General features: G+C 39.9%; 11 protein-coding genes. 3 read left to right on the top strand and 8 right to left on the bottom strand.

The window, feature by feature from the left end; all coding sequences use genetic code 11:
* The first annotated feature begins 30 nt into the window (after positions 1 to 30).
* The 3 genes from K5620_RS17780 to K5620_RS17770 all read left to right on the top strand — a co-directional run bounded on the left by K5620_RS17780 (position 31) and on the right by K5620_RS17770 (position 2,983).
* Positions 31 to 900 (top strand): phosphorothioated DNA-binding restriction endonuclease, encoded by an 870-nt coding sequence (locus tag K5620_RS17780; protein ID WP_016403381.1) that lies wholly within the window; start codon positions 31 to 33, stop codon positions 898 to 900.
* A 155-nt stretch (positions 901 to 1,055) separates the two neighbouring features.
* Positions 1,056 to 2,144 (top strand): ParB N-terminal domain-containing protein, encoded by a 1,089-nt coding sequence (locus tag K5620_RS17775; protein WP_016403380.1) that lies wholly within the window; start codon positions 1,056 to 1,058, stop codon positions 2,142 to 2,144.
* A gap of 5 nt (positions 2,145 to 2,149) precedes the next feature.
* Positions 2,150 to 2,983, top strand: coding sequence for a hypothetical protein (locus tag K5620_RS17770; RefSeq protein WP_016403379.1), 834 nt, complete (start codon positions 2,150 to 2,152; stop codon positions 2,981 to 2,983).
* Between the two features lie 57 nt (positions 2,984 to 3,040).
* Here the strand turns inward: K5620_RS17770 and dndE are convergent, their stop codons facing one another.
* From dndE to K5620_RS17730, 8 genes are all read right to left on the bottom strand, one after another.
* Entirely contained in the window at positions 3,041 to 3,388 is a 348-nt protein-coding gene (dndE, locus tag K5620_RS17765; RefSeq protein ID WP_016403378.1) for a DNA sulfur modification protein DndE, read from the bottom strand.
* On the bottom strand, positions 3,388 to 5,397 hold the full coding sequence (dndD, locus tag K5620_RS17760; RefSeq protein WP_016403377.1) for a DNA sulfur modification protein DndD: 2,010 nt from the start codon (positions 5,395 to 5,397) through the stop codon (positions 3,388 to 3,390). Before dndD ends, dndE begins: the two co-directional genes overlap by 1 nt.
* A gap of 8 nt (positions 5,398 to 5,405) precedes the next feature.
* Positions 5,406 to 7,229 carry a DNA phosphorothioation system sulfurtransferase DndC gene (locus tag K5620_RS17755; RefSeq protein WP_016403376.1) on the bottom strand — a complete coding sequence of 608 codons (1,824 nt, stop codon included), beginning with the start codon at positions 7,227 to 7,229 and terminating at the stop codon, positions 5,406 to 5,408.
* Positions 7,226 to 8,305 carry a DNA sulfur modification protein DndB gene (gene dndB / locus K5620_RS17750; RefSeq protein ID WP_016403375.1) on the bottom strand — a complete coding sequence of 360 codons (1,080 nt, stop codon included), beginning with the start codon at positions 8,303 to 8,305 and terminating at the stop codon, positions 7,226 to 7,228. Before dndB ends, K5620_RS17755 begins: the two co-directional genes overlap by 4 nt.
* 190 nt (positions 8,306 to 8,495) lie before the next feature.
* Positions 8,496 to 10,517, bottom strand: a complete 2,022-nt coding sequence (locus K5620_RS17745) for a DNA phosphorothioation-associated putative methyltransferase (protein ID WP_016403374.1) — start codon at positions 10,515 to 10,517, stop codon at positions 8,496 to 8,498.
* A gap of 26 nt (positions 10,518 to 10,543) precedes the next feature.
* A complete protein-coding gene (locus K5620_RS17740) occupies positions 10,544 to 10,993 on the bottom strand; it encodes a hypothetical protein (protein ID WP_221077408.1) in 450 nt (149 codons plus the stop codon).
* A gap of 243 nt (positions 10,994 to 11,236) precedes the next feature.
* Positions 11,237 to 11,620 (bottom strand): hypothetical protein, encoded by a 384-nt coding sequence (locus K5620_RS17735; RefSeq protein WP_040307557.1) that lies wholly within the window; start codon positions 11,618 to 11,620, stop codon positions 11,237 to 11,239.
* A gap of 324 nt (positions 11,621 to 11,944) precedes the next feature.
* Entirely contained in the window at positions 11,945 to 12,502 is a 558-nt protein-coding gene (locus K5620_RS17730) for a recombinase family protein (protein WP_016403370.1), read from the bottom strand.
* Between the last annotated feature and the right edge of the window lie 352 nt (positions 12,503 to 12,854).

Genomic DNA, 12,854 nt, shown 5'->3' with positions numbered 1-12,854 from the left:
CGCACTGGGTTTTTATTGTGGAAGTTACTGATGGATCTACTCGAAAAAATTCAAATGATTTCACGATGGCGACGCGGAGATCAACGCGCTCCGAACAAACCCCTAATGTTGTTGTATGCCTTATCTCAGTACAAGCAAGGCCATGAGCGCTTGTTCCAGTTTGAGAAGGAAGTGGACTACCAGGTTAAAGAGCTACTTGTTCAGTATGGCCCTTCGCGAAAAGCCTACCATCCGGAGTATTCATTTTGGCGCTTGGCTAATGAGAAGGATCCATTTTGGGAATTAAAAAATGGTGAAGAGTGCATTCCTCGCAAAAGCAATACAGACCCGAAAAAGTCAGAGCTCATTAAATACAATGTAATGGCGGGGTTTGACGCTTCCTCGTATCAGAGCTTAATTTCTAATCCAGAGTTGATAGAAAAAATTGCTTCTAAGCTAATCCAAGACAACTTCCCTGATACGTTACAGGAAGAATTGTTTGTTCGTTTTGGTTTTGAAGTTGATACATCAACTAAGCAACGTGATCCTAGTTTTCGTAAAAATGTTCTACGTGCTTATAACTATCGCTGTGCAGTGTGTGGTTTTGATTTAGCTTTAGATACTGTCCCTGTGGGTATTGAAGCTGCTCATATAAAATGGAAGCAGTACTTTGGCCCTTGTGAGGTCTCGAATGGTATTGCTCTTTGCAGTATTCACCATAAGGCACTTGATAGAGGCGTAATTACTTTCAATAGTGAACTCAAAGTACAGGTATCTCCAGCTGTGACAGGCGGGAGTATGGTAGAGCGTATGATTTGGGATTATGAGAACAAGCAGATTTACCTACCAAGAGATACGTATTTATATCCATCTGAAAAGGCGTGTGAATGGCATGTAAGAGAGGTTTTCAAGCTTATCTAATATTAAGTCGTTTTATATCGACAGGCTAGAAATACGAACGATATATAAGAATAGTATTTCAGGTTTTAAAAATGACTATCGGGTACTAAATAAATTTTAGATGATGGTGGATTATCATCAATTTTATATAAATTAATTAATCTATTGAGGTATACATGTACAGTGACTATCTAAAAGAAAAAGAATTACCTATTGATAAAATATTTCTTGATCCAAATAACCCTAGGTTTTTTGAAGAAGATAAGAGAGTACCATTTAGTAAGTATACTTCCGATAAGGTTCAGAAAGACTCCCTACGTTTAATTCAAAGATACAATATAGAAGAATTAGTAAACAGCATTCTGATTAATGGCTTTTTACCAATGGATCGAGTAGTTGTTAAAAAAGTAGAAGGTCAAGATGATCAATACTACGTACTTGAAGGAAACCGAAGAATATCTGCAATAAAAACTTGCATTGAAAGGTATGAGTCAGGTGATATTGATGATGCAGAGTTAGGTGAAGATTATGTTGAAAAACTAATTGAATCGATAAAAAGCTTAAAAGTGCTAGAGTATTCAGGGACTGATGAAGATATTTCATGGATGCTGCAAGGTATAAGGCATATTTCGGGGATAAAAGACTGGTCGCCTACTCAACGAGCTAAATTGATACTCGACCAAATAGAAATTAAGAATAAAAGTTTTACAGAGGTGGGCAAACAGTTTGGTTTGTCTGCAAAAGCTGTTGGTAGCTTATATAGAGGCTATAAAGGGTTGCAACAGATGGAAAATCATCCTGAACTTCGTTACAAAGCGAAGAATGAATACTTTTCACTTTTTGAGCAAGCTTATAAAAATAAAGATGTAAGAGTATGGATGCAGTGGAATGATGATGAATATCGTTACGAGAATGAGGATAACTTTAGGCAGTTTTGTGAATGGATAAGTCCAGATGAGGAAAATACTGAACTTGGCAGTACTGGACGAAGAATACATGATCCTAAGCATGTTAGGTATATCGGTAATCTAGTAAATAGAAAAAGAGATGATCTAATCGCAGAAGTTGATAATTTTGACATATCTATAGAGCAGGCTTGGGGAAGAGCTGAACAGACGAAAGAATACGATTGGAAAACAGAAGTTTTAAGAGCGGAGAAAGCAATAACTAATATACCTTATGCTACCATACGAAAATCTAGAGACGATGTGTTTTCTAGCTTGAAGCAATTACGAGAAGTTATTAATAGTATGTTGGAAGAGTAGCTTCCATGACTCCTTCTGAATTAGTTAAAAAACTTGACGAGTTTACTGACAATTTTGAGGATATTGGCGTAAAAAGTTTTACGCCATACTCTTTGGCATACCGTTACTTAAAAGACCAAGAGCACTACAAGCCTTTAGATGCAGAGAAGTTGGCAAAACGTTGCGATGCTGCTATCGAAAATAGAATTGATAAAATCATAGATAGCTATAATTGCCTCGGAGTTTCTCCACCAATATTTTGGATTTCAAAAGACAAGGTCGCAACTCACAAGCATCAGCAAGCTGAATTGAAGTTCGACTGGATTGAATCAAAGAAACTAAATGAATTAATTAGGGGGTTTTGCCCTGATAAACTTCTTCTTGTATCTGTACTATATGTTTTATGTCAAGGTTACCAAAGAGTTATTATTGTTGATGGTAATAATGATGGCGGAATTGATATAATTGCTAAACTATCAAACTCTAGAACTGCTGTAGAGCAAAGAGTGCTTTTTATTCAATCAAAGAAATGTGGTAAGACATTAGATAAGAAATTGGTTGTTTATGAGGATGCATTTTTTCAAGATAGAATAAAGTCGAACTCTGGAATAAGAGAGAAATATTTCAATAGATTAAATGTTAATGCCGCCAGTCCGTCATATGACTTATCCTATTTATTCGTAACCAATGGGAAGTTAACTAATACTATCAGAGATTATGCAATAAGAAATAATATTTGCTTGCGTGATTCATTCTTGATTTCACAAGCTATTTTATCAAGTATGAATTATCAAGATGTATTAGATAAGCTTGATTCTTGGTATGTAAATAAACTCTACCAAAGGGATAGTGAATTTTAGGCTAGCTATACATTATAAATTAGTCTTCTAGAGGCATCACTAGAAGACTAAAGTGTATTATATATTTAATGATAAGTTATTGAGAGTTTTGTGAGTTCTAATTGGTGCAATCCCGTCCTCAACATGTGCTGCCCAAGCCTGTTGATACTCTTTTGTATCAAGTTCTGGATAGTACATTTTCAGCATTAGCTCAGTTACTTCACCAGTCTCACCAAGCCATGTGTACTTATCTAGTACAAGTGAGCCGTCTAGCTTAGTTTCTTGCCCTTGGTATCGAAAGTCACTTTCAATAGAGCGGAAGAAAGCGATACGAGCCGATACGTTTGGAGTGATTCCAGTATAACCCTTTAGCTTTTTGAGCTGCTCTTCTGTAGAGCGGGTTAAATTCATGCGGTTAGGTAGCATTAAAGAGCCTCCTTTATCGATTCTTTCCAGAAGTAACCTTCTTTCAATGTTGAAGCCTTAGTTGTACCGTCGAAACAGATCTCGTAAGTGCGAGCAATATCGTCTTGAATGAGACTTGTGTAGTTTCTATCGATTTCTGTATCTGTCGATAGAATTACCACTTGGTGGCTTGCAGTTGGGAAATAGTTCTCTACCAGTTTGTCACGGTGATGTGAGTCTAATCTGCCTAGCGGAGTGTCAATGATGATAGGTAGCTTACGACCAGATGTACGACCAAGAGCCTCTAGAATCGAGATCGCATAAATCTGTTTTTCACCCGCAGACATCGCCTTACGGTTGATCTTAATACCGTGTTCATCAACTAATTCAACATCGAATGTTGCTGGGTTGATTGAAGCAGTTAGCTGTAAATCTTCCTTACGAGCAAGCTTTTTGTATGACTGAACGAACTCATTTTCTAACTGATTAACACGAGCTTTAGTTAACTGCTCACCAAACATCTTTAGCAATAAGATAGAGTTTTGAGCGTTGCTAATGCTTTGATCTTTATTCGATTGATCTTTGTGCTTATCGTGTAGCTTCTGAATTTGGCGCGCTGTTTCTAAAGCTAGTCGAAGTTCTTGCTTAGCCTTTTCCAGCAAGTCATGATATTTGATAATCAGCTTTTCTTTCTTCTTATCTAAAGCGCGGACATCTGCAAACAACTCCTGCACTTGCTCTTGCTCTGGTGCTCGCGCGATATTGTTTGAAGCGTTGTCGATTTCGTCTTCGACTTTTTGAAGGCGTACTCGTGCTTTGTCGAAACGAGAGAAAGAATCTTGTGATAAGTTTGATAACTGGTAGTCGATGGTGTTCGCTTGGCGATCAGATATATCCAACATAAGCAGAGTTGAATCGAATTCACCGACGTGTGCTTTGAAGCTGTCTGTGATTGCGTTTTGCGCCATCTCGGTATCAAAGCTTGGGTATTTTGAGCATAGAGTTTCTAGGAAGGAATCTAGCTCATTACTAAAGTTCTGCTTCTTCTTAACTTGTTGTTCTTGCTTGATCTGAGTTTGAAGCCTTTGCATCGCCTTCGGAGCAAGTGAAAATGGAAGGTTGGTTTCCATTTCCATTCGAATCTGCTTCTCAAGCTCGACTTTCTCTCTAAGCAAGCTCGTAACTTTGTGTTGTTCATCTTCTCTGGTTTTTGCCCAAGCTCCACCATTCTGTGAAAGCTTGTTCTCCAGAGTAAGAATATCGCGTGATACTAGCTCAATTTGAGCATCAACAATATCAGCCTCACCACGAAGCTTCTCAGCTTTACGTTCGTGATCAATTCTTTGCTCATCTAATGCATTCATCTCTTCTTTTAGAGATTGGCTTAAAGCTTCTGAACCTTGCTTTTTCAAGAAGATATTTAGGTCGCTTTTAAGTTTCGCAATTACATCCAAACCGAGCAGGCGACGCACAGCCGTTTTAAGCACGCTACCTGATTCATCTTCCGCTAGTTCAGCGATTTTTTCGCCGTCAAAGAAAAATAAGTCAGCAATACCTGTTGGAATAAGCTCATTAAGAAAGCCTTGGCATTGCTCGTAATTAAGCTCTGGAATTTGGATGCCATCTTTTTCAAGACATAGGTTGTCTTTCTTGCCAAGTTTCCAGCTTCGAATCACTTTATAAGTACTTTCTTCACCGTTTTGGCTGTATTTAAAGTCGAGCTCGATAGATGCGTTATCTTGACCCCCACCGTGGCCGACACCTTTATGGATGAGCTCGGATAGGGCATCTACATACTCGCCATTGGATAGCACTTGGCTGAATGATTGACGGCCAAAAAGAGCGAGTCGTACAGCTGTCAGGATCGATGTTTTACCAGCACCGTTAAGACCACCAAATAGAATGATAGGTCGTGGGAATGTTATTTCTTGACCTTTTCTATTTACTTGAGCTGGGGCTGGCATCAAATCTATTTCGTGAACACCACGAAATACTCTAAAGTTGTTAAGCGTTAATTTAGTTATTAGCATGGCTTAAGTTAAAACTCTTTTTGTAGCTGTTTATCGACTTCAGCGAGTTGTTGGTTGTAACGTTCTATTTCCTGAGAGTGTATGTCGAATTCGGCTTTACTTTGCAGGGCCGCGTGTTTCTGTTTGATGTCTTCTAAACTTCCCCAATCTCGTTTCAATAGCGATGCGATTTTGTTGGTGATACCACTGCGACGACTTAAGCCTTCCATAGAGATTTCCAGCTCGATCAGTTTCATGATCATCTCTGGCTCTACATCGAAATTGTCGCAAAGTTCATGAATTAACTGTGCGTCATCTTTACCAAAACTTGCGTTATCGTCGTATACCCAATCTAGGTCATAACCATAAACATCTCTGAAGAGTGTCGGTAGAGAGTCATCCCAGTCTGGTTCATTTGGATCATGAATCCACTCTTGGCGAATAGCGTGCAGCTCAGGTACTGTGATTAGTTCAATTTCTCGGCCTTCTGCCTTAAATTTCTTATCTAGCTCTAGTAGTTCACGCAGCCATTGGCGGCGGTATTTAAGCCAGTAAGGACCTGGAGTGTATCGCGACCAAAACCAAGCTTTTCTCTTTTTTTCATCTTTTGAGTCAATCTGATAGCTGGCAGTCTCAACAACAATTTCACCGTCAAAAATTTCGATCATATATGGTTGATTCTTTGAATCATTTACTACACGGAACTCTTGTGTTTCATATAGTTCATCGTGTTTCTCTGATTTTATGTAATTGATAGCCGCTTCTGGAGTTTTTATGTCATAGGGTAACTTCTTAAGTTGATCATGCACTCGGCCTGTTCTTCTCTTGAAGTTTCGAAAAATATCTTTGTCTCTAGGGACATTTGTATCGGCGAGGTTATTTCTAAATTTTAGTAACGGAGCCATCCACTCCTCGCCATTTTGTATGAGACTTTCCATGGCTCGGTCTTTCGTTACAACCGTGCACGTCCAACAGCCAAAACGAGAGTTACCGCAAGAAGGTGTTGTTTCGTCAATAACCATTGGGCATTCGCCTTGGCCTGAAGAGTCTTTATAAAGATTCCAAAGCACAAGGTTTTTGCCACCCCATGGGTTTTCCCACTCTAGGTCATAGTTATCTTTCCAGATGTTTCTAGTACCTAATGGTGTTTCTTTTGTCTCTAGGTGACATAGACGTAAGATTTTCCATACGTCATCGACAGCCCAAGTATCAATCGGCGTGTAAATGAATGCGTTGGCTAAAGTTGTATGGCGAGCTAAACGAGAACCATCAATTTTGTGCTTAGCGATAACTTGAGCACGCGAGGCACTTTCTTGACTGCGAGAGCCTAAGACCACGATCACCTCGTCAAATTGAGAAACTTTGCTTTTAATAAAGTCACTCACTGGGTCGATCTTCATTCGTTCAGTACACCAACGGAAAGAGCGAGTTGGTGCTGGGTAGCCTTTTCCAAGAAGACTTGACCAAAACGTTTGATCTGACTTAGGTACAACTTTGTGGCAGCTGATTGGTAAGTCGTCGCGCTTGGCTCCTTTCTCTATCGCAGCTAAGGAGTCTTTAATGTGGTTAACTACGACGGGAGTCTCAACCAAGGTGTCTGATGAAACGACAAACACAGGCTTGTGGCGCTGTTCTTTTTCCAACCCAAGCAGAGCCATATAAATTAGAGACATTACTGCGGAGGAGTCTTTACCGCCACTATAGCCTATCACCCATGGGCGGTTGTCTGCACAATAGACGCGTTGAACGTCAGCAACATAGTGGCTGAGGTTATTATTTGCGAACTCTTCAGCGTTGATGAATTCTTGGTATTCTTCGGCTAGGTCTTCAGCCATTTTTAGCTCGTGTATCATGATAACTGCTTCTCTAGAGCTTTTTCTTCTGGGGTTAGTGGTAACCCAAGTTCGATTTTAAGTGCGTTGGCGGTTAGCTGAATGTTTATGTTCGACTTACTCAGCTTGCCGTGATTCATGCTGCGTTTGATCCATTCTGGGTTGGTTTTTAGCCAATTAACTTTCCCTAGTAGTTGAAGCTTCTTTTTCCACTGTTTTGGCTCCTGGCACAACAGGTGCTTACCTAAAACGCCAATCGCATGTAACCCGACACCATGTGCATGGATGTACTCTTGGCGCAATTGAGCTGGTGACACTTCTTTTCTAATAACGAGCTGCCAGTCTTTAATATTCTTTGTTACTTCCTGCCAAAATTCAGATGCAATTTGCTGCTCTTCTTCACTAAAGCCGTCTTTGGGTCCTTTGCTCAAAAGAGCCTTAGTTGATTGCTTGATACTGCTTAAAGTAAACAGCTTGTTTGATTTAGGGCTGATGTTGGATTTTTCCATTTCAGTGAATCCGACAAATGGGGTAACAGTATCTGCCAAGTAACGCGCTAGTTCTGAACTAGAGTCTCTATGATCATAGCGAATTCCAAGTGATGGGCTGGGTTTTACTGCATACTTATTTAAATCAGCAAACATTTGTTGGCTACGCGTTAATCCTTCATCTATAAAAAATAAAACCGGAATATTGTCTTGCCCTAGATCTGGGTTTTCTAAAAGAGCTTCTTCGATCGCTTTGCGGCGGTGTTGACCGTCATTAATGAGTATCTGAGCATCCATAGGGATTTTTAAGGTACCCAGGTTTGGTGCACTATCATGATCATCGAATGATATATCTACCCCAACAGAGGCTGTTAGCGCTGAAAAAACGTACTCTTTGGGGTTGTCTAATAGGTATTTCACCATATCTGGAATACGAGTTTTGTTTAGCGTTCGTTGTGCGCGAAGTTCAGGTGGAACATCGTTTTCGTTATAGCTGAATATTTTTGGAATGATTCTTAGTGGGCAAGTTGCAATGAAGAAAGTTCGCCCTGCTTGAATTCCACGTACTGCAGGGAAAGAGTAACAGTATCCAGAATCTTGATTTTGCATATGACACCTATGAAAAATGACGTTTGAGTACGTTGAGTCTAGTTAGTATGTCATTTCCGACAAATATTCATGTGACTTTGTTATATTTTAAGATTAATGACGTAAAATGTTTTTTGGTATGTCATAATTTTACATATTTGACTAAGTAAATTCTATGTTTTATTTGATAAATGCTAGATGATGAGTGGAGCTATTTCTTAACGAGAGTAAACCCTCTAATTTTCTTATTAGCTTTGTCTAGACTGGTTTCTAGCTCAACTCTTTGTATAAGAGCCTCTTTTTGTGGTGTGATCTCTAGTATTCTGGCGAGACGTTTATCGAAGTTCTCTTGTTTATTTTTGTTTATGTCGTCGTTTGATAAATATAAATGTTTGTTTACTAAAGGGGGCCTTCGCATTTCCTCAACATAATCAAAAAAGTCGATATCCTGTTCGGCCATTTTTATTTTTATACGTTCTACTAAAAACGGCACTGACTTTTCAAAGTCATCATAAGCAGTGAGCGTAAGTTTGCCTGAGGTGCTGTGGATCTTAATAAGATCTATGTCCTCGCCTAATTCACCATACATTTGCAAAGCCGCGCCTACATAGGTACGTAGTAGTATCGGAAGTTCATCAACAAATTGTTTGTGGAAGATAAGAGAGTGGCCTTGGTTGAGAAGGCTCGCTGTCATGGTTTTATGGGCTTTCTCACATTGGCGATTAATCAGCTCAGTATCAGCGATAGCAAAAAGCAGTTCTGTTGCTAGTTCAATAGCTGACCTGTATTCACCAAATAATGCTTTGATGTCGCGCTTTAGGTTTTCGGGCTGTTGGGTATAGGGTTTTCTTTTTTCGAACAGTTCCATTGCAAAGTAAAGCAGTAAATCTTCTTTACGGCTTTTCTCTGCTGTTTCAAATTCGCTAGTGTCGTAAAGCTCTTTAAGCAGGTCAAAGGCTTTTTTATGGGAGCCAACCAAGCCCCTGATGGTTTCAGACTCTGCAAACTCATCGTTGCCAGGGATACGGCCTAAGGCTAGGCACTGAATCCAGAAGCTAGTGAAAAGCTCTTGCTGCTGGGCTATGACTAACTTGGCTTTGTCTTTTGACTCTAGGGTTTGTGGGCTTGTTAATTGCTCCCAACGTTGGTTGCGTTTGTATTTACGTTGCAGATAGCTTTGTTCTTCTAGTTTGTCTCTAAACACGTAAAAAATGCCAGGGGCAACGGTGATCGCTTGCTCTTGTAAACTGCGTTCTATATAGGACTTAACTTCAGATTGGGCATAGTACTTTTGGAAGGTATTACGGGAGGTAATTACCCCATCTTTATATGGCTTGAACTGAGCAATGTAACTCTCGTTAGCCAACATCACAGAAATAACCAGTAACTTGTCACTTAACTCCCAAGCGCCAAGCAGTGCATCTAGGCGCTCGTGCTGGTCTTCAATGACGTTAAGCACAAAGCCAAGGTTAACAATATCTGAGTTAAGCTTTTCGGTATCGGGATAAAAATTAGGGTCCCAGCCTATGGCATCTAGGCCATGAGCTTCGAGCTCTCTTAAATCATCGCCACGGCCGCAACCATAATCAAAAATGGAGTATTCACCTTCAAGATAGCCGTGTTTAACTAAGGTTTTCATTGGAGCTGATAGCTCATGACGTACAATAGCGGTACGGTGTCTATCTATCCCTGTAGCCTCAATACTGTTGCTTATGGCTGAAGCTCTAAATAATCGGCCATCGACTAACTCGTAGCCGTGCCGCTTAATTAGATGCATCCAAGAGCTTTTAAACCCGATTAAGCGAGAGTTCTCATATAATCCGGCGTTTTCACCTTCTTGGGTAATCATTTTAAAGGTTTCAAATTCTGGATGCTTTGGGTCAATCATAGTTTCTTTGCGGTGCAGTATTGGCGGGTTATCTGTCCCTATGTAGCTGGTGATCTTGTGATTCAAACGAGCTAAGTCGACATTTAAGCTCTGTGATAAGGCTGGGTACGGGTCATCATAAAAGTTAGGGTAATGCAGCAATGATAGGCGAAAATCGCGCTTAAATAGCTTGATGATATTCCATTGTTCAGGCCCTAACTTTACCGCGTTTGCCACGGCGGGGATAAAGCTTTGTAGCTCACTCGGCAAGCTAAACATCGCGTCTTTGTGTAAATAAACAGCGTCGGGTAGTTGTTTGCCGATTTTAGCGTGTTTCACCAGTTGCGAGTAACGTTGTGCGTCCATGTATGCCCTCTGTCTTTGAACATCTATTATAGATGTTCAAAAAGGCGAATAGTGGCATCGTCGGTCGCACTTTTTGAATTGACTCGAACACCTCGGGTATTCGGCATACGTATCAATGCATATTTGGATTCTTCAGGACCAACGCTGACGTGCAAAGGGCGACACTTTCCATAGAAATATAGCCTATCAAATTGCAATTCTTTACAAATAAATTTAGCTACAAGGTGCATTTGGTGTTCGTAGCCTTCTACTAAAATATCACAAGCCGCTCCATCGCGTTTGCATATATGGTTGTTTCGCGAATTCAACTCCATTGCGGCATGCTGGTCAATATCAGGAGCCATATCACCAGGCGAGTTTTTTTTTATGTACCGAAGAAGTTCAAAACTAGTAAAGCCATAAGTAACCGTCGTTTGCCCCAATGCCCCGGATATAGGGGTCAAAATGGTTTCTTGTAGCCTTTCAAGGTAGGCCATAGAGTCCATATTGGGTTGGTTATGTCCTAAGTAATTCGGATGTCGAGTCTTATACCAGTTTATTAAATTCATTTATCGTAATCAATTCGGTAGGTTTGAAGGCATCGGAGTTAATTATAACCAGTATTTAAGTTAAACTTTCTTTGCTGTGGCGCATTCTAGAAAAGCTCATGATTGAATAACAGGTAAACTTGAAATTTACATTTTTACAAAAGACTTCAACTTAGGTAAAACTTCCTAAATCTAATTGAAGAATTGGTCGATTGCTTCAAAGGCTTTAATCAGTTCTCTTCTACTAGGCTCTATAGTTTCATCGACAGATTCAACGGCACTTATCCCCGATTGTTTTACCATCGTCCAAGCTTCTTGGGCTATCTTTGTGGAGTCTTCTTTAGCCGATTCGACGCATGTACTGAAATCAAAAGTAAGATTCATATTAAATAAAATATTTTCCTCTTCTGATAATTGTCGCTGATCTTCACAAAACTCATTAATCTCAATATAGGTCATCGTACCTATGACTGCGACTGTGCCAATTGTCGCCGCTGATACAGCTGTTGCACCAACTTTTTTTCTTGGCTGTCTTCTTAGCAAAGCGCTTAGTAACTCTAGATTTTTTATTCGCATGGTTATTCTTTAACTTTTCTATTGCTATATTCGATGCAGTTAACTTTTGTAGCTCATTGATAGGAATGGCGGCGTAACCTGCAAAAGACAACAAGCTACTGAAAGATAGTTTTACGATGATGGCCAAAGTAGTAAGGGTTAGTGTAATTGTTGATATTATTACTTTCATGAATACTACCTCGAAAAGTATATGAAGTTTCGGTGACTTAGCCATGGCTTAACAGTTACGGAACTAAAAGAGACAATATCAAATTAACATCCTTTTGGAGTGGAGCAAAAAATCTAAAATTGCCAAAACAAAAAAATGCTAAACAATGAGTGCGCTCAATTAGTTTTGATGTACCTATACAGCGTAGCAACACCGATCCCTACAGCCTTGGCCGCTTTTTCTTTGCTAAGTCCTTTTTCAACATAGGTGAGTGCTTCTTTGCACTTTTGAATTGTTTCTAACGATTGTTGTTTGCCTTTGTACTTACCCTCTGCCTTAGCCCGAGCAATACCGATATGTTGTTTATCGAGGGTATCTTCGCGTTGCATTTCAGCCACCGCTGCAAGGGTGGTTAACACTAGCTTGCCCATTGAACTTGTCACATCTATGCAGCCTAAGTCTTCTACAAGCACCGATATATTCTTGGTTTTCATCAGTCGGATGAAAGCCAACACCTCTTCGGTATTACGGCCAAGTCGACTCATTGACAATACAATGATGATATCTCCGGCTGAGACTATGTTGGTGAGCTTATTGAGAACTGGCCTATCGAGTGATTTTCCACTCGTTTGTTCTTTGAATACTTCAGCATCGTTGTGAAGTGTTAGTAGGTGTTCCGCTTGTTGGTCAACATTTTGGTCGGTGGTAGAGGTTCGAGCATAAATGTACTTCATCGCAGGTACTCCAGATCTAACATTTAGGGGCTTATATGATAATCCTATCTTTTAGGCTGACTAATGAGTCATATGATAGCTTTCTGGTGTTCTCTTCTAAGACCATGCCCAACTGATAGGTTTTTCAGCTGAATGTTTAGAAACAGATGAGAGCCAAACAAATGTTGTTTATTGCATAATTTAGCCACTTGCATAGGCTGCCTTATATAGCTCCTTTGATTTTTGATACTTTCATTCGAGGGAGTACTCTCCAATGTATCGCTTTGCATTTTAGACGCGCGAATTTGCAAATAAACCTGAGTTAATTTATGTGTAATATAAGGTACGTTAATGTGGCTTTTTTTGATTAATG

The sequence above is a fragment of the Agarivorans albus genome (assembly GCF_019670105.1).
Classification (GTDB): Bacteria; Pseudomonadota; Gammaproteobacteria; order Enterobacterales; family Celerinatantimonadaceae; genus Agarivorans; species Agarivorans albus.
Note: the sequence above shows the minus strand (reverse complement) of the source record. Positions and strands in the feature narration are given on the sequence as shown.